At 38.9% G+C, this 18191-nt stretch carries 18 protein-coding genes and 1 pseudogene; 15 read left to right on the top strand and 4 right to left on the bottom strand.

Going from position 1 to position 18191, the window contains the following annotated elements:
* Nucleotides 1–103: 103 nt before the first annotated feature.
* From FN924_RS18955 to FN924_RS14795, 9 genes are all read left to right on the top strand, one after another.
* Complete coding sequence (locus tag FN924_RS18955; protein ID WP_158634029.1) at nucleotides 104–277, top strand: hypothetical protein; 174 nt, start codon at nucleotides 104–106, stop codon at nucleotides 275–277.
* Complete coding sequence (locus tag FN924_RS14830; RefSeq protein ID WP_143895797.1) at nucleotides 261–1373, top strand: ABC transporter substrate-binding protein; 1113 nt, start codon at nucleotides 261–263, stop codon at nucleotides 1371–1373. Before FN924_RS18955 ends, FN924_RS14830 begins: the two co-directional genes overlap by 17 nt.
* Nucleotides 1360–2241 (top strand): ABC transporter permease, encoded by an 882-nt coding sequence (locus FN924_RS14825; protein WP_143895795.1) that lies wholly within the window; start codon nucleotides 1360–1362, stop codon nucleotides 2239–2241. The genes FN924_RS14830 and FN924_RS14825 overlap by 14 nt, the downstream gene beginning before the upstream one ends.
* Nucleotide 2242: 1 nt before the next feature.
* Entirely contained in the window at nucleotides 2243–3052 is an 810-nt protein-coding gene (locus FN924_RS14820; RefSeq protein ID WP_228409466.1) for an ABC transporter permease, read from the top strand.
* 18 nt (nucleotides 3053–3070) lie between these two features.
* Nucleotides 3071–4162, top strand: a complete 1092-nt coding sequence (locus FN924_RS14815; protein WP_158634028.1) for an ABC transporter ATP-binding protein — start codon at nucleotides 3071–3073, stop codon at nucleotides 4160–4162.
* A complete protein-coding gene (locus tag FN924_RS14810; protein WP_158634027.1) occupies nucleotides 4140–4838 on the top strand; it encodes a nucleoside hydrolase in 699 nt (232 codons plus the stop codon). Before FN924_RS14815 ends, FN924_RS14810 begins: the two co-directional genes overlap by 23 nt.
* Nucleotides 4793–5047 carry a hypothetical protein gene (locus FN924_RS14805; RefSeq protein WP_143895789.1) on the top strand — a complete coding sequence of 85 codons (255 nt, stop codon included), beginning with the start codon at nucleotides 4793–4795 and terminating at the stop codon, nucleotides 5045–5047. The genes FN924_RS14810 and FN924_RS14805 overlap by 46 nt, the downstream gene beginning before the upstream one ends.
* Nucleotides 5048–5126: 79 nt before the next feature.
* Nucleotides 5127–5834 carry a YdjY domain-containing protein gene (locus FN924_RS14800; protein WP_143897239.1) on the top strand — a complete coding sequence of 236 codons (708 nt, stop codon included), beginning with the start codon at nucleotides 5127–5129 and terminating at the stop codon, nucleotides 5832–5834.
* A gap of 21 nt (nucleotides 5835–5855) precedes the next feature.
* A complete protein-coding gene (locus FN924_RS14795) occupies nucleotides 5856–7004 on the top strand; it encodes a TVP38/TMEM64 family protein (protein WP_228409465.1) in 1149 nt (382 codons plus the stop codon).
* Nucleotides 7005–7055: 51 nt separating this feature from the next.
* Here the strand turns inward: FN924_RS14795 and FN924_RS14790 are convergent, their stop codons facing one another.
* The 4 genes from FN924_RS14790 to ppc all read right to left on the bottom strand — a co-directional run bounded on the left by FN924_RS14790 (nucleotide 7056) and on the right by ppc (nucleotide 12694).
* Complete coding sequence (locus tag FN924_RS14790) at nucleotides 7056–8870, bottom strand: bifunctional diguanylate cyclase/phosphohydrolase (RefSeq protein ID WP_143895786.1); 1815 nt, start codon at nucleotides 8868–8870, stop codon at nucleotides 7056–7058.
* 56 nt (nucleotides 8871–8926) lie between these two features.
* Nucleotides 8927–9058 (bottom strand): hypothetical protein, encoded by a 132-nt coding sequence (locus tag FN924_RS19580; RefSeq protein ID WP_267128995.1) that lies wholly within the window; start codon nucleotides 9056–9058, stop codon nucleotides 8927–8929.
* Entirely contained in the window at nucleotides 9055–9654 is a 600-nt protein-coding gene (locus FN924_RS14785; protein WP_143895784.1) for a DUF5317 domain-containing protein, read from the bottom strand. Before FN924_RS14785 ends, FN924_RS19580 begins: the two co-directional genes overlap by 4 nt.
* Before the next feature lie 256 nt (nucleotides 9655–9910).
* Nucleotides 9911–12694 carry a phosphoenolpyruvate carboxylase gene (gene ppc / locus FN924_RS14780; RefSeq protein ID WP_407691993.1) on the bottom strand — a complete coding sequence of 928 codons (2784 nt, stop codon included), beginning with the start codon at nucleotides 12692–12694 and terminating at the stop codon, nucleotides 9911–9913.
* A 286-nt stretch (nucleotides 12695–12980) separates the two neighbouring features.
* Between ppc and FN924_RS14775 the strand changes: the two genes are divergently transcribed.
* From FN924_RS14775 to adh, 6 genes and pseudogenes are all read left to right on the top strand, one after another.
* Nucleotides 12981–13292 (top strand): lmo0954 family membrane protein, encoded by a 312-nt coding sequence (locus tag FN924_RS14775; RefSeq protein ID WP_143895782.1) that lies wholly within the window; start codon nucleotides 12981–12983, stop codon nucleotides 13290–13292.
* An 86-nt stretch (nucleotides 13293–13378) separates the two neighbouring features.
* Nucleotides 13379–14008 carry a PspA/IM30 family protein gene (locus FN924_RS14770; protein ID WP_143895780.1) on the top strand — a complete coding sequence of 210 codons (630 nt, stop codon included), beginning with the start codon at nucleotides 13379–13381 and terminating at the stop codon, nucleotides 14006–14008.
* Nucleotides 14009–14105: 97 nt separating this feature from the next.
* The gene (liaF, locus tag FN924_RS14765) at nucleotides 14106–14834 is read left to right on the top strand and encodes a cell wall-active antibiotics response protein LiaF (protein ID WP_143895778.1); all 729 of its coding nucleotides are present in this window, start codon (nucleotides 14106–14108) and stop codon (nucleotides 14832–14834) included.
* Complete coding sequence (locus tag FN924_RS14760) at nucleotides 14831–15877, top strand: sensor histidine kinase (RefSeq protein WP_143895776.1); 1047 nt, start codon at nucleotides 14831–14833, stop codon at nucleotides 15875–15877. Before liaF ends, FN924_RS14760 begins: the two co-directional genes overlap by 4 nt.
* Nucleotides 15870–16499 (top strand): response regulator, encoded by a 630-nt coding sequence (locus FN924_RS14755; protein ID WP_143895774.1) that lies wholly within the window; start codon nucleotides 15870–15872, stop codon nucleotides 16497–16499. Before FN924_RS14760 ends, FN924_RS14755 begins: the two co-directional genes overlap by 8 nt.
* A gap of 166 nt (nucleotides 16500–16665) precedes the next feature.
* Nucleotides 16666–18187 (top strand): annotated as a pseudogene (gene adh, locus FN924_RS14750) (aldehyde dehydrogenase).
* Nucleotides 18188–18191: the final 4 nt, after the last annotated feature.

Below are 18191 nucleotides of genomic sequence, written 5' to 3'. Positions count from 1 at the left end.
CTATCCTTCTGGGCAAGCATCTTGTGAAAAATCGATTCCTATTAAAAGATATGGACCTACTTCTAACTCATATAGCGAAACTAACAAGAGGAGATGAAGATGTATGAAGAAGGTGGTGTGGCTCGTACTTATAATGACCTTTTGTGTATGTGTGGTCTTCATTAGCATATTTCAACAAGAGGAAAGGACGAGTGCCAATGAAGATTTAGAGGAGCAAGATCAAACATTGTTACAAGAAAAATGGAGTAATGTTTTAGATCATGCAAAAGGAAAATGAAGTGAATTTTTATATGTGGGGTGGGAATGAATCCACGAACCGGTATATAGATCAATGGGTGGCACCTCGCCTGAAAGATGAATTGGACATCACGCTAAACCGTGTACCTGTTAAGGATATCAACGATACGGTTATGAAGCTTTTAGCTGAAAAGCAAGCCGGTAAATCAGGCGGTAGTGTAGATATGATGTGGATTAACGGAGAAAATTTTCTAACAGCGAAAACGAATAACCTATTGTGGGCAGACTTTTCCTCCAAATTACCGAACGTCCAAAAGTATGTAAACCAGAATGACCCTTCCATACAAAAGGATTTTGGAGAACCTACTGAAGGATTAGAGGCGCCTTGGAGTCAAGCGCAGTTTGTGTTCATCTATGATTCTAACAAAGTGAAGAACCCACCCAAAACAGCTGCTGAACTAAAAACGTGGATAAAAAACCACCCTGGAAAATTTGCTTATCCAGCTCCACCAGATTTTACAGGAAGTGCCTTCATCCGAAATATGCTCTATGAAACGACCGGAGGATATGAACAATATATAAAGCCTATTAGTGAACAATCGGAATTAGATAAACAATGGGAGCCACTATGGTCCTACTTAAATGATATACAACCATACTTATGGAGAAAAGGAGAAACTTATCCTGAATCTGTAGGGAAATTAGATCAGCTCTATGCAGATGGTTCTGTCTGGATGACGATGAGTTATGATCCTTCCCATGCTGCAAATGCGGTGAAAAATGGCTTTTTTCCAGAATCCACTCGAACCTTTGTGTTAGAAAAAGGAACATTATCCAATACTAGCTATTTGACAATTCCGTTTAATTCTACGAACAAGGCAGCGGCTATGGCAACGATTAATTTCATGCTGTCCCCATCTGCTCAAATAGCAAAAGCGGATCCACAACAATGGGGAGCATTAATGGCAATCGACCCAAATAAGTTATCCTCCGACCAGAAGAAAGCATCGGAGAAGATCGATAGAGGAGAGGCAACGCTTTCTTCTGAACAATTATCTGAATCTCGTGTTCCGGAAATCCCAGCAGAATATGTAGATGTTCTGGAGGAGAAATGGTTGGAGCATGTTGCAAAATAAAACGATATTCCTTAAATTACTTCCTGCTATAAGTATTACAATCCTATTATTTGTTGGAGGATTTTTAATCGGTGTAGCACAAAGCTTAGGGTATTTTCCAGCTGCAAACCAATTTCATTTTTCTTTTCTATATTACAAGCAATTGTTTCGTTCGGAGGATTTTTGGTCCTCTTTAGGTTTATCCTTGCGAACAGCATTCTTATCCTCTATTTTTGCTGGAGGATTAGGAATGATAAGTTCTGTCGGTTTCTTTTTTATGGTTAAGAATCGTAACAGAAGCCAGCAGTTTTGGGAAAAGATGTTCCAAATTCCAATGGTAGTACCTCCGCTGGTAACTGCATTTATCATAATTCTTTTGCTAGAACGAAGTGGGTGGTTATCCCGATTATTAGAAGCGTTTGGATGGCTATCCCAGATTAATCAATTCCCTATTTTAGTTAATGATTCTTTTGGGTGGGGGATTATTTTCGCATACACATGGAAGGAAGCTGCATTTGTAGCCCTGATGATTTTCCCTATTCTTTCCCGAATACCGAAGGATTGGTTGGATGTTTCAAGAATACTTGGTGGTAATAGGTGGAGCTTTTTTCGTACTGTCATGTTTCCACTCCTAATGCCCGCTTGGTTATCGGCTGTATTCATTGTATTTGCTTTTACATTTACAGCTTTTGAGGTTCCGTTTTTATTAGGGGTTACGTACCCAAAGACATTGTCTGTCTTATCTTATAATTTGTTTACAAGTGGGGGGCTAGACGCTCGACCTGAAGCCTTGGCTATAAACGTCATCCTTGTATGGATTATTGCCATTATTGGCATCATCATGTATTGGTTTAGAAGGCGATGGTACTTAGGGGAAGGAGGATGGTGACGTGCAGCTGTTTTATAAGGTTACGTATAGAATAGGAAGCCTTGTACTCTTTACAATGCTTGTCATTCCTTTTGTTCCTTTATTACTTTCTAGTTTCTCACATGGATGGAAGTGGCCGGAGATCATTCCGCATGAATGGAGTGTAAGAGCCTGGAAGTATGTTTTGACGAATCATAGTCAAACTTGGGAGGCGGTTTGGACAAGTATTGAGATTGCGATGGTAGTCGTTATCCTTAATTTATTCCTAGCACTTCCAGCCGCTTCTGTATTAGGTAGATATTCTTTCAGAGGAAAGTGGCTGGTTGAGGGATTGCTATACGCACCTATCATAATCCCACCATTTGTCTCCGTAATGGGTATTTATGTAACGTTTATACGCTATGGGCTTACTGATTCGAATACGGGAGTCATTATCGCCCATATTATTCCGACCTTACCTTATATGATTAGAGCGCTTGTTATCAGTTACCAAACTCTCGGATTGAAATGGGAACAACAAGGAATGATGCTTGGTGCAGGAAGTCTTCAACGTTTTTTATTTATCGTCATCCCTCATCTTTTACCAGGTATCATTGCAGGCTCTAGTCTAAGTGTACTTGTGTCTTTAAACCAATACATTCTTACGTTTTTAATTGGAGGAGGACAGGTCATGACATTGCCAGTCGTGATGCTTCCTTTTATTAGTGGAGGAGATCAAGCAATTGGAGCTGCTTATTCCATCATCTTTATCTTGATGTCTGGTATCACTTTATTTGTTATGGACTATGTTTTAAAAACGTATTACAACTATCGGGGCACGATTCATGTCTGAATAGAGGGAGCGATGTATTTGTCTGGTCTTCAAGTTAGAGAATTGAAAAAGCAAATAAAACCAAAGGGTGGAGGAATCATGAAAGCGACAGGCTTTTTCTTGAATTCTATCCATCTAAGCATAGAAAATGGAGAGTTCTTTTCTATTCTTGGTCCATCCGGCTGTGGAAAAACGACCTTATTGAAGGTTATTGCTGGAATACTGGAACCTGATCAAGGAAGCATTTACTGGAACGATAATGATGTGACTGCAATACCACCAGAAACTAGAGGCTTTGGAATGGTATTTCAAGAGCCTCTCTTGTTTCCGCATTTAAATGTACAAGAGAACGTCATGTTTGGTTTAAAGATGAAAAAGGTAAGGAAAGGACTGCGATTCCGTAAAGCTCAGGATGTATTGAAAGCGGTTGGATTAGAAGGTTTTGAAACCCGTTATCCATCCGGCTTAAGTGGTGGCCAACAACAGCGGGTTGCTTTAGCACGTGCGATTGTGATGGAGCCAGCTGTTTTATTAATGGATGAACCGTTTAGTGCGCTCGATCGGGAAACTCGCAACGAGATGCGACAATTACTTAAGCATATTCATCGAACGTACAATATGATCATTCTATTTGTCACGCACGACCAAGAGGAAGCGTTCCAATTATCGGATAGAATTGCGATTATGGAAAATGGGCGTGTGTTAGAAGAAGGTGCGCCCAAAGATTTAATCAAAAGGCCTCAACATATAGAAGTAGCTCGATTTTTAGGAGCCAAAAACATTCTTTATGGTCAAATGGAAAAAGGAACATTTACATCCGAATATCTATCACTTTCTCTACCTACACTTTACACCGAGCATAATGAAAGAGGCTGGCTAATCCTGAAGCCAGAAGCTATAAGAATTGTTCACTCTAACCAGAATCCGACGATTCATGGAGAGGTTGTAAGACAAAGCCTCCCTCCTGATTATCATTATATTCAAATAAAGATTGGGTCCTTGATTTTTTATGTATTCCACACCCCTGATTTAGAATTAGTCGAAGGGGATAGAGTGGGATTGGACGTTGATGCTAAACATCTACATTTTATTAAGGAGATGGATTCAATTGAGTCAAAAAGTGCTTTTTGATTGTGATAATACGATGGGATTTCAAGGTAGAGACATTGATGACGGACTAACCTTTGTTTATCTATTAGGAAGTAGTCGTGTTGACCTGTTAGGTGTCACTACCACGTTCGGAAATAGTAGCTTAGATCAGGTTTGGAGAGCAACGAATCAATTGTTTAAGGAATTAGGTGTGTCTAACATCCCATTGGTTAAAGGGGTAGGCAAGGAGGAAAAACATAAAGTATTCGGGGAAGCAGCATATTTCATGGCGGAAACGGTACGCCAATATCCTGGAGAAGTTACCATACTTGCAACGGGTTCGTTAACGAATGTGTACCATGCGTCCCTTATAGATGAAGATTTTTACCGAAATGTAAAACAGATTGTAGTGATTGGTGGCATTTTAGAGCCTTTGTTCTTAAACGGAAAGGAGCTTAAAGAATTAAACTTTTCTATTGACCCTACAGCTGCTTATCATGTACTAAGATTAAAAACAGATATCCACGTTATTACTGGAAACCTTTGTCTTCAATCCCTGTTCGGACAAGAGCAAATAAATGCTTTAATAAACTTCCAAAATACTTGGATTTCAACTTATCTACTTAAACATATTGTTAAATGGATTGATCATTTAGATATGGAATTTGATTTGTGCATGGTTTCCATAGTTGGGACACAACTGCCGCTGTTTATCTGACACATCCAGAATTGTTTGAGGATTATCATTGTATCATTGATGGAGCGGAAGAAGACTTGAAATCAGGTAGTCTAAAGCCAGATCAAAACAAACGAATTGAGAGTCCGAAGGTTAATATTCCAATTCGAATTCGAGATGTGTTCCAATATAATACAACCATTCTTGAGGCATGGAGTACTGTTTCTTTAGGCCATTTTGCACAGAACTAAAGTAATATTATTTTTCGCTTTTTTTTCTCATACGTTAATCGAGTAATGACAACTAAGAAGGGAGATGGATATAACGATTATGAAAAGAAAGCTATTTATTAGCTACACACTAATGCTACTTACTTTCGGGATTCTAGCAGGTTGTGGGAGTGAAAATACAGCTAATAATGCAGAACAAGAAAAGGACATTGAAAAGTATTTTGCATCAAATGAATCAGAATTTGGGAAAGAGCACTCTATTTATCTAGATCAAGAAAAACGACAAGTAAAAGTCTATGCTACAGTGAACGGTAAATATTTAGAGAAACCAACTAGACATGGACTTAATTGGATAGAAGGTTCCAATGGAAAAAAGTCAGTGTTTGATGCATATGCGAATCCCTTAGCTTTTTATCAAGCACTGATGGAAATTGGCGGGACCCCTGCACTTGAAAAAGGAGGAGACAAGGAAGAAGCCTTTCGAGAAAATGAAGAAGGAAAGTTTATCAAAGGGGATAAAGTAGAGGTTCAAATAACTTGGGAAAATGCAGATGAAATATACGACATAAATGAAGTGATGGTGGATTCAACAGGTAAGAAAATTGCTTATCACTTTGGCGGTAATTATGAAGCAGCTAAAGACAAGATGACCGGTTGTTTTATGTGTTTTGATAGCTGTCCAGTAGGGATTATAAGTAATGCGTCGCAGCCTGTGGGAACATTTAAGAATGGAAAAGCAGAGTTCCACGGGAATCCAGAGGTTTTACCGGAGGATGGTACACCGGTTACGTTAATCTACCAGTTTTAACATAGGAGTGGGGGAGTTACCGTGGTTATCCGATGTATGCATACATGTTCATTACTGATTAGAAACGTGTTTCTATTCTCCATAATTGGTATGGCTATTAGTACACTTATTACTCAAAGTACTTGGTTGGATATGCGACTGGAAGGTGCCTATGCCATTACAGTCTTAGTAGGGGTATCCATATGGCTAACTATCCTATTGTTTATCATGGAAGGTAGACCACCCTTACTGGCGATTAAGCGGAAGATGCATTCATTCTTTGTTGCGTTAGCTGCCTTGTTAATTTCGACGATGGTTCCACTAATGAATGGTGATCTTTATATACTTCCAGCTTATTCCGTGAAATTATCGCTTTTCATGCAGCAATCTTGGTCTATCTCAGCTATTAACGTTGGATGGATTGCATGGATTATTATAGGGCTTATCACCATTTTTTGGACACGAGCTGATCTTCTTCCAAATAAAAAGCAAGATGTACCCTCAAATAAGAAACTTGCGATATTCATCGTAACGGGTATAGGAGCGTTATTTTGGTTTCTTTATTTTGCGTATGGGCCGCTTAGATTACTTGTGAATGAACTTGTACACATTATGATTCAAGCAGATATCACGGTCTTTAAGGAATATGTTCTTTCTTTTGGCTCCCTGGCCGCTATCGTTTCAGCTCTACTTATGGTTTTTCAATCGGTAATCGCGCCATTACCTGCTTTTGTCATTACCTTTACCAATGGAATCGTATTTGGTTGGTTGTGGGGAGCGTTACTATCGTGGAGTAGTGCGATGCTCGGTGCCACTTTATGTTTTTATTTGGCGAAATGGTTTGGTCGCCCTTTAGTAGAAAGGTTAGTGAGTAAAAAAGCTTTATTTTGGTGGGATGCATTTTTTGAAAAATATGGTTCCTACTCTATATTAATAGCAAGACTTGTTCCGGTCATTTCCTTTGACTTGGTGAGTTATGGTGCCGGCTTAACTACGGTAACATTTTGGAGATTTTTCTGGGCGACAGGCTTAGGACAGATGCCGGCAACTATACTTTATTCTTATCTCGGTGAAAGGGCTACGGGACAGATACAAATACTATTTTTGTTATTTACAATTACGATCGCCATAGGCATTATTGGTATATTAGTTAAGCCAAAACTAGTAAAGTGGAAATATCGAAATAATTAATAAAAATGACCACCTAATCTCCTTTATATAACGATTAGGTGGTGCCTTTTATTACAGAGTATTCGGTTCAAGTGTAGATAAATAGTTTCTATGAATGTATCGAATAAAAGAGTCCACAATATCCGGATCAAACTGAGTTCCAGCACACTTCTGAAGTTCATGTATGGCCTCAGGGAACGTCTTCGTTCGCTGATAAGGACGCTCTGTTGTCATCGCATCAAAGGAATCAATCACACAAAGAATCCGTGCAAGCCTCGGAATCGCTTCGCCACTTAGACCATATGGGTAGCCTTTTCCATCAAATCGCTCGTGATGTAACTCAACAAGTGGAGCAAGGCTCTCGAACTTTTTGTTCTTAGATACAATATCATGCCCCCAGGTTACGTGCTTTTTCACAATTTCCCATTCGTAATTATCTAGCTTCCCTTTCTTATTAATAATTTCTCTGGGGACCTCTACTTTTCCAATATCATGAATGAGAGCGCCAAGGATGAGTTGTTTTCGCTCTTGCTCTTTTAACCCAATAACCTGACTAAATTCTACGGCGTACTTGTACACGCGTTTACTATGTCGGTACGTATAAATGTCCTTCGCTAACAATATATTTAACTGTTGCTCCATCTCATCAATTGGTGCCGACAAACGATCTTCTTCTATTTCTGTCCCATAGATGTGTGTATTGTTTTTTCCTTGCATCTTCGCATATTTCATCGCTTGTCCAGCCTTACTTAAAAGCTCGGATGGAGTGACGGTTTCCGATTGAAGGGGAGCAATACCTGCTGAAAAGGAAAGACAGCCATAGGGTAGTCTTTCTACTCCGTCATAGTACGTATCATTTACTGTTTTCCTTAATCTATCAACAAAGGAACTAGCATCTTGTGAACTTGTGTCAGGTAGGATAAACACGAATTCTTCTCCACTAAATCGGCCGATGGAATATGCGGTATCCTTCGCTGCATTTCCTATCTGCTTTCCGAACTCCTCTAATAATTTATCCCCTTTTAAGTGACCATTTTCATCGTTATATTTTTTGAAATCATCGATATCTACAAAAGCAATGCTCAGCGGTTTATGATTTTCTTTAGCCTCTTTAAACAGCTTGTCTAGAAGCTCTTTAGTATATCCATGATTGTATAGACCTGTTAATTGATCGATATTGGCTTTTCTTGCAACATCCTGATAAAGCATGAAGTGTTGTTTAAAGGCAAAAGAAAGAATAAGTGCTAAACCTACAAATAAAGAAAGTCCAAAGACTGTTTCTGTTTGGAATAAAAGAACAAGAATAATAGACAAGATTAACGTACTAATGTAGCTTTCAATTGTTCCACTTGTTATGTCTTGAAATATTTTAACAGCATTCGTTCTATCATACGTAATGAAATAAAGCATAATTAATAGCGAATTAACGATAAAGTACACCGTTAATGCAAGGACATAGGAGTATAGGATATTCAAATCTATGTTTCCGATCGTGCCATTTGTCAGTTGGAATACATGGTAGGTACAGAAAATCATAATCGAGTAGATGGAAAAATTGTAGAGGTGTGCCCACCAATCCGTTTTGCGGTCGTATAAGAACTGAATGACACTCGTGTAAAACAAGACGGTAAGTGTCATAGGAATATCAAAATAAAAAAGACATGCTAAATAAACAGCGGAGTCCATGGACATTGAATTACCTTCTGGAGGCATCTGGATTCGAAAGTGGGTTAGGAGTAAGTTTGCGCCGATTAACGCATAAGCAAGCACCCAATTATTCAAATCATGGAAGGTAAATAATCCAAAAGAGAAGAAGATGGAAAAACCAATCCCGTTGATCACAAGCATATATATTTTGTTTGTAAGATGATTCATGGAAGTTTTCATATATATCACTCTTCTATCCTAAATTAGGAGGGGAGAAACTCCCCTCCCCCGGTTAATTATTGCCCACCAGAACCAATTAGTTTGAAGCCAGAAGTCAAGCCACCTACTAAAGTAGCGATGATGAATGCATTAAGTAAAAACAGAGATAGCTTCACTTTAAGAGCCTTACGTTTTTCCATTTCGTTCATTGTACTTCACCTCCTTTAAGATCACTAGATTCACAAGGTATATGTGTTTTTGCATGATCCTTTGAAACCATTAAATCTTGTATAAAGAGGAAAATACCTATATTCATGATAACATCTCCAATACTAATGACCTGGCTCCGTGGATAAGGAGGAGCGATCGGGATGATATCACCTAGAAATGGAAAGGAAGAAGTTTGAGTTAAGAGCTCATGCTTTGCGTAGAAGCCATTTTTTATTGCTTCCATATACATGGGGTCCAATATCGCTGCTGCCTCTGCAGAAACGGGCATACGACCACCGTTGGTAACCATGACGAGGAAGTTTAAGAAGACCCCAACCATGACAAGAGCTAGTCCTTTTTGATGTCGATTTACCCATAGAAATACAAGTCCTAAAACGTAAACGACGATATAAACATAACCACTAGCCTGTCCAATCCAACTAATCTTGTTTTGAAAATAAAAGACACCCAGCTGTATAACTAGCAATAAAGGAAACATCCATCCCCACGTAAATAATGGTTGGGTGAGTTTGGACAGATTTCCTTTTCTTATAAATCCGACAATAACGGACAGGATTACGCCATCAATGACCATGACAGAACCACCTTTGTATTTTACCGCGAATCGCTAGAAAGATAAATACACCAACGACTGGGAATTAATATACAATCATCATAAGTGCAAAATTTGAAATACACAAAAGAAATTTTACCCAAAATAAATACATTTTTTTACAAATTAAGCGAAAAATCGTCCTGTATGCCTTTTCAAATGTAATTAGTTTGGTATTTTTTGAAAAATTACCATTTATACAAAAGACTCCAACCATGTCGGTTGGAGTCTTTAAGTATCAACCTGTGTTACGAAGTCCTGCTGCAATTCCGTTAATCGTTAGTAATACTTCCGTTAGTAAATCATCCGCAGATTGATCATGTTTCTTTTCTTTTCTTAATTCGGAAATTAATTCTACCTGGAATAGGTTTAGTGGATCTACAAACGGATTTCTAAGGCGAACAGATTCCTTAATGTTTGGTGTATGATCTAGTAACTCGGATTGTCCGGTGATTTGTAGGACAACTTCTCTTGTAAGCTCGTATTCTTTTTCAATCTCACCAAAGATACGTTTTTCAATGGTTTGATCATTAACCATCTTGGAATACTCTCTAGCTGTTGCTAAGTCTGCTTTCGTCAGTGCCATCTGGAGATTATTAATCGTTGCTTTAAAGAACGGCCATGAACGGTACATATTTTTGAGTAATGCCCAATCCCCAGTTTTCTCAACGTATTTTTGTAAGCCGGTTCCAGCTGCATACCATCCTGGTAATAGCTGGCGACTCTGAGTCCATGCAAATACCCATGGAATCGCACGTAAGTCTTCAAAACGGTTACTACCTTTACGGCTCATTGGGCGAGATCCGATATTCAAGTCACCAAGCTCGTTAAGCGGCGTTGCTTCTTTAAAGTATGTTAAGAAATCCTTGTCTTTGAAGATAAGGTCTTGATATTTTTGTAGCGCGAAATCAGATATTTCACTCATTGCTTGTACCGCTTCTGGTGTTGGCATCAAGTGTTGATCTGGGTGACTTGTTATTCCAGAAATAGCAGTCATCATCGTAGTCGTCGCTTGTTCTAAACTACGATAAGCAATATCTGATAATAAATAACGAGAAGAGAGCACCTCTCCTTGTTCGGTTATTTTTACTCCGTCTCCAAGTGTGACTGGTGGTTGTGACAATAGACTAGCATTCAATGGACCACCACCACGACCTAGGGATCCACCGCGTCCGTGGAAGTACTTCAGTTTTACTCCGTAATCCGATGCAATGTCATGGATTTCTTGCTGTGCTTTGTATAGCTCCCAGTTTGCAGTTAGGGTTCCACCGTCCTTACTGCTGTCCGAATAGCCAAGCATAATTTCTTGAAGATCCTTTCTAGCAGCAAGGTGCTTGCGGTAGAGTGGGATATCAAACAATTGCTTGATCATTCCAGGACCGTTTTTTAAGTCGTCAATCGTTTCTAATAATGGTGCAATGTGTAGCTTACTAATAATTCTTCCGTTTGGATAAACGCGGTAAAGTCCTGCTTCTTTTGCAAGTACAAGGACTTCTAGTAAGTCACTAACAGATTGTGTCATACTAATTAAATATACTTCAATTGCACGCTCTCCGAACGTATCGTGTGCTCGTTTTATCATTCGGAACGTATCAATGATTTCCTGTGTCTCAGGAGTGTACGTATCATAAATCGAAATCATTGGACGTGGATCCTCTAACACGCTGCATAGTACATCCACTTTTTCCTTCTCTGACAAATCATTATAGTTTGGAGAAATGTTAACAGCCTTTAACACTTCTGCAACCGCCGATTCATGCTCCCCACTATGGTTTCTTATATCAAGTGAAGCAAGATGGAATCCAAATAGTTCTACTTGGCGAATAATTTTGCGTAATAGTTTGATAGGGTTACCATTTGGATGATGAAGGGTAATACTATCACGAATTTGGTGTAAATCGGCTAGTAATTGCTCTGCTGTTTCATATCTGCCTGGCTGATTTCCCTTAACAAGCTCCAGCTTTTTTAACATTATCGAAAGCTTCACACGGTAAATCTCATCTTCACTTGGCCAAGGATCTTCCTTGATTAACTCTTTTTCTGCTTCTACAGCTTCAACAATTTCATTGCTAACTTCTACTACTTTTGCAGAATGACTAAGAAGTTCACGTAAAGACTCTAGAGATTGGCGATATTTTTTAAGTACGAGTTCTCGATGCGTTTCCAATGTACCCCATGTTGTCGTTGCTTTTACATTCGGGTTACCATCACGGTCTCCCCCAATCCAAGAACCAAAACGTAAGAATGATGGTACTTCAAATTGTCCATCGATTCGATCATTCAATAAGTCCTCTAAATCTTGGTGAATCCGCGGGAGAACATCAAATAAAACATGATCAAAATAGTAAAGACCATTTTCCACTTCATTCATGACAGAAGGTTTTCGGTCACGAATTTCTGTCGTCTGCCATAGAATCATAATTTCATTTGAAATGGTTTCTTCTATTGTCTTTTTCTCGTGACGAGTAAAAACATAATCGAGCGCTTTTAACAAGCCTGCAATCCGCTGATGAATTTGTAAAATGGTTCTTCTTGTAGCTTCGGTTGGGTGAGCGGTAATAATTAATTCAAGTGATAATTTTTGAAGCATATTGGAAATGATTTCAGGTGAGATATCGTTTTTGACTAGCTTGTCTACACCATCCTCTAATGAACCGGGCTGGATAATATCTGTATCCTGTGATTGATACTCTCTTCGTCTACGGCTTCGATAATTTTGTTCAGCGATATTTACCAAATGTAAGTAGACAGAGAAAGCGCGGATTACATTTTTTCTCAGCGAAGGTTTTAAGGATGCCATTTCTTCTTTAATTTGCTCATACGCCTTTTTATCGTTTGTTTCTCGGAGCGTTTGCGATAACGTCCGGATTTTCTTTACTTTTTCTAGAAGCTCCTCTCCACCTTCATGGAATAGTACGTTATCCAAAAGTTCTCTTAAATGGTCCATATCTCTATGGAGGGTGTTACTTGGTGTTGGTTGTGTTGTATTCGTTTCGATTATAGCCACGTCCTTTCTAAGCATTTTGAAACGATCGATCCCCTTTTATCTTTTTCTTTTGTTTCCGGTTAGGAAAAGAAATGACAGTAAGGTAAGTACATAGCCCGGAAATTAGACATAATATTATTTTAACATTTTTTAAATATTTTGTTAATTTATATGACCTTCTCCTTGCTATCCCTTATTTTATATGAATTCTGGGGAATTAGTAGAGATAAGCCTAAAGGCTTAGTGAAAATTATAACGCAAGGTCGTTATATCTAGTAGGGATTCTTTTTATGATAGAAGCATGAAAGGAGAGAACAAGCATATGAAAACATTTTTGCTCGCTGTTTTAGCCATTGTGGCGGCTATTTTAATCGTCTCGAACATAGGACCAATGATTCTGCTTACGATTAGTTTACTTGTTTCCTATTACGCGATTAAAAAGTTTGTCCTAACAAGCTCAGTAACTGAAAAAATCCTCTGGGGATTTGTCATCTTGATTGGTATTTCCTTATCCCTAGCAAATATTCCAGCTTTCATAGGTGTAGTTGCATTTGTCGTTCTATATTACACCTATAAAAAATGGAAAAAGGATAAAGATGAGAAGTTGTTCGCGAAAGATGAAGTTTTATTTTAAAGTATTTTCATTTCTAGGTGTATTCATTGGAGATGCACCACATAATTTTGAAGCATAACAAACACAAACGAAAAAGGAGAATGGATATGTCTAACTTATTTACACGTTTAAAAGATTCAATTGTAGCTGATTTTCACGAGATGCTTGATCAAAAAGAAGAAAAAAATCCAATGGTACAGTTAAACGAATATGTACGCCAATGTGAGCAGCAAGCGAAAAAGATCCGGGCTTTGGTGGAGAAGCAATACCTAGTAAAACAAGAATTCTCGAAAGAATACAATCATGCTAAGTCCATGCTAGAAAAAAGAACTCGCCAAGCAGATCTAGCTGCCGAAGCAGGTGAAAGTGAACTTCAAGAACATGCGGAGCAAGAGAAGCAGTTATACCAAGAAAGAGTGGACAAGCTGTCTAGTCTTCGGGATCAATCTATTAAAGAACTGGAGCAGTTAGAAAGTAAATATGAGCAAATGAAGTACAAGATTAAAGAGCTTTATGTAAAACGACTAGAGCTTAAAGGAAGAGAAAATGTAGCGAAAGCACATCAAGGAATGAATCGAGTCATACAATCGGATTTGGCGTCCAAAAGCATTTCTAAATTCTCGGAGCTTGAAAACTATATTGAACGCTTAGAAGAAAAAGTGAAGTCCGATTATCGGATGCATACGTTAGATGCAAGGTTGGCAGAGCTAGAGAAAAATAAATATACTACTACTTAATCCATTCGTGGTAATCTAGAAAGAGAAGCGTGTTCTGCACGTCTTCTCTTTCGCATTAATCTCTCTATTTTAGGGAAATAGAGAAAAGGAGTACCCTATGAGACAGAAGAAAAACTTTAATGTAGTAGAAATCTTATTGATCGTTACAGCTGTTATCTTTCTGTATGAGTTTGTAATACTAGATACTGGCTTACTCATCCTAGTTGCAATATTTTCAATCGGAGTCTACGTTGGAAAAAATAACTTTAAAAAAATGTGGGGAAAGGTTTTATTTTGGAGCTCCATCATCATCATATTTCTTACGATAATGGAAACGTTCGCTTTTAAGCTATTCGCTCTATCCATTCTTTCCTACTTCTTATATAAGCTGTACAAATCTAGACAAGAACCCTATCAATTCCGTCCAGAATTTGATCATATTATTGATCAGGATGAGACGCTTCAAAAGAAGAGTACCCTGTTTACAAATAGATGGTTTGGTTCTCAATATACGAAAGCTTCAGCCTACGAATGGACAGATGTCAATATTCAATCTGGAATCGGAGATACGGTTATTGACTTAAGCTATACTGTTATTCCAAAGGATCCACCTATTGTTTCCATTCGAAATGTTGCTGGAACTATCCAAATACTCGTCCCATATGACGTAGAAGTGTCTGTGCAGCATTCCGTCCTGTTTGGGTCCTTACGAATTTTTAATTATATGGAAGAAAATATGTGGAATAAGGTCGTTCACTTTAAAACCGATCAGTTTGAAGATTCAAGCCAAAAAGTCAAAATTTTCACCTCTACATTAATAGGAAAAATAGAGGTGAAACGAGTATGAGTATTTTTAAGCGTTCTATAGGGATTGGCATACTCTTCTCACTCCTAGTTATTGTAGTATCCTTCGGGTTGTTTTTCGCTGCGTTTCCTTTAGAAAATTTGGAATTACTCTGGAAAATCAGAGTATTCGAGCTGCCGATTGTAATCGATATTCTAATAGCTGGTTTGTTGCTTGGCTGTTTGACGGGAGGCTTAAACGGGTGGTACTGGAAGCAACGTTTTCGTGAGCTAGAAGCTGGATTAGATGAATTACAGAAAGGAACGTTCAAAGAAGAGGCATTTCCTGTTGCACTCTGTGAAATGAAACGAGTAGCGGAGAAGCTGTCAGCTGCGCAACGTTATTTGGTAGAACAAACAAAAATATCACAAAAACTAGTCGATGAACGTGTAGAGGATCAAGAGAAGAAGATGGAGGAAGTGATCTCAGAAGAAAGAAATCGCTTAGCTAGAGAGCTTCATGATTCCGTAAGCCAGGAATTATTCGCGGCTTCTATGATGGTTTCTGCTATTACAGAAGGTGGTTTGGACTGGGATGAGTTAACGGCGAAACAGCTTCGACAGGTAGAGATGATGATTCAACAGTCTCAGCTGGAAATGAGGGCGTTACTTCTTCACTTGAGACCCGTTGCTCTAAAAGACAAGTCTTTAACAGAAGGTATGAAACAGCTCTTAGAAGAACTGAAGCAGAAAGTGCCAATTGAGGTAACGTGGAAAATGGAGTCCGTCCATTTAAGTAAAGGGGTTGAAGACCACTTATTTCGTATTTTTCAGGAATCTGTTTCCAATACGTTACGTCATTCGAAAGCGAGATCCTTGGATATTTGGTTAATAGAACGAGAGGACTTTGCTATTTTAAGGGTTATGGATGATGGAGTTGGATTCGATATGGAAGCAAGTCAGTCTGGTTCCTACGGTTTAGAAAATATGAAAGAAAGAGCAGCAGAGGTCGGGGCTACTTTACGAGTTGTAAGTGTACCAAATCAAGGGACAAGGTTAGAAGTACGAGTTCCACTAGTAGCGGAAGAAGGTGATGAAAATGATTAGAGTACTTTTTGTTGATGATCACGAAATGGTTCGAATCGGGGTGAGCTCTTATTTGTCTGTCCAACCAGACATTGAAGTGGTTGCGGAAGCGGATAATGGGGCAAAAGGGGTGGAACTCGCCTTGGAGCTTCGTCCGGATGTGATTTTGATGGACCTCGTTATGGACGAGATGGATGGGATCACCGCTACTAAAAAGATTATGGAAGAATGGCCGGAAGCAAAAATCATTGTTGTAACAAGCTTTATTGATGATGACAAAGTGTATCCAGCGTTAGAAGCTGGAGCAACGAGTTATCTATTAAAAACGTCGAAAGCAAGTGAAATAGCGAAAGCGATCCGGAAGACTCATGAAGGGGACGCTGTATTTGAACCGGAGGTTACATCAAAGGTAATGTCAAAGCTAAGACAAAAAAATACCCCAATGTTACATGAATCTTTAACAGCAAGAGAAATGGAAATTTTACTATTAATAGCCGAAGGTAAGTCAAATCAGGAGATTGCAGATGATTTGTTTATTGCTTTGAAAACAACTAAGGTACATGTAAGCAATGTATTGAGTAAGCTAGAAGTGCAGGATAGAACACAAGCTGCCATCTATGCGTATAAACATGATTTAGTGTAGAAAAAGACACTGCTAACATAGAGTGTCTTTTTGTTTTGTAAAATAATCTTTTGTTCCTTCTAGTAATATTTTTAATAGGGGATTCGTATATAAATAATAGGTTCTTTCAACTATGTTTTCACACCACAAAATGAAAGCGATTACAAATATGCGGGAGGAATGTGTAATGAAGTATGCAGTACCAAACAGTCCAGGAGCAAAGGTTGATTTTAAAGAGCGCTACGACAATTTTATAGGGGGAGAATGGCGAGCACCTGTGCATGGACAATACTTTGAAAATGTTAGTCCTGTGGATGGAAAGGTGTTCTGTCAGGTTGCTAGGTCCTCTGCAGAGGATGTGGAATCAGCACTAGATGCAGCACACGCAGCAAAAGAGGCTTGGGGGAAGACTTCTCCAACAGAGCGTGCCATTATTCTAAATAAAATAGCGGACCGTATGGAAGAAAACCTTGAAATGCTGGCAGTAGCAGAAACGTGGGATAACGGGAAAGCAGTGCGTGAAACACTTGCGGCAGATATTCCATTAGCTATTGATCATTTTCGTTATTTTGCAGCGACCATTCGAGCACAGGAAGGAAGCATAAGTCAATTAGATGAAGATACAGTAGCTTATCACTTTCATGAACCTTTAGGCGTGGTTGGACAAATTATTCCTTGGAATTTCCCTATTCTAATGGCTACATGGAAGCTTGCCCCGGCTTTAGCTGCTGGGAATACAGTAGTGTTAAAACCAGCGGAGCAAACACCAGCATCTATCCATGTTCTTATGGAGTTAATTGATGATTTGTTACCTAGGGGTGTTGTCAATATCGTCAATGGGTTCGGCTTAGAGACCGGTAAGCCGTTAGCCTCCAGTAATCGAATTGCTAAGATTGCGTTCACAGGTGAAACCACTACTGGTCGTCTTATCATGCAATATGCTTCCGAAAATATTATCCCAGTGACCCTTGAATTAGGTGGGAAATCCCCAAACATTTTCTTTAAAGATGTCATGGATAGAGACGATAGTTTCTTAGATAAAGCAATTGAAGGACTTGTGATGTTTGCCTTAAATCAAGGGGAGGTTTGTACGTGCCCTTCCAGAGCACTTATTCATGAATCTATTTATGATACATTCATGGAACGTGCGTTAGAACGAATTGAATCTATCAAAATCGGTCACCCATTAGATACCGATACGATGATGGGAGCACAAGCGTCACAGGAGCAAATGGAGAAAATAAAATCTTATCTAGATATTGGCAAGCAAGAAGGAGCGGAGGTACTAATTGGGGGAGAGGTGAATCAATTAGATGGTGAACTTGCCGGTGGCTATTACGTGAAGCCGACGGTATTTAAGGGACACAACAAGATGAGAATTTTCCAAGAAGAGATTTTTGGTCCTGTTTTATCTGTCTCGACGTTCAAAGATGACGAGGAAGCACTGAACATTGCCAATGATACGTTATATGGATTAGGGGCAGGTGTCTGGTCTCGAAACGTTCACACCGCGTATCGATTTGGAAGGGCAATTGAAGCGGGAAGAATATGGACCAATTGTTATCATGCTTACCCAGCCCACGCTGCGTTTGGAGGATATAAGAAATCTGGTATCGGTAGAGAAAACCATAAGATGATGCTAGACCATTACCAAACAAACGAAAAATTTACTAGTTAGTTATAGCACAGAGGCAACGGGGTTATTTTAAAATC

Origin of the sequence: Radiobacillus deserti (assembly GCF_007301515.1) — a bacterium.
GTDB lineage: Bacteria > Bacillota > Bacilli > Bacillales > Amphibacillaceae > Radiobacillus > Radiobacillus deserti.
The sequence above is the reverse complement of the archived record's forward strand: the minus strand, read 5'-3'. Positions and strand labels throughout refer to the sequence as shown.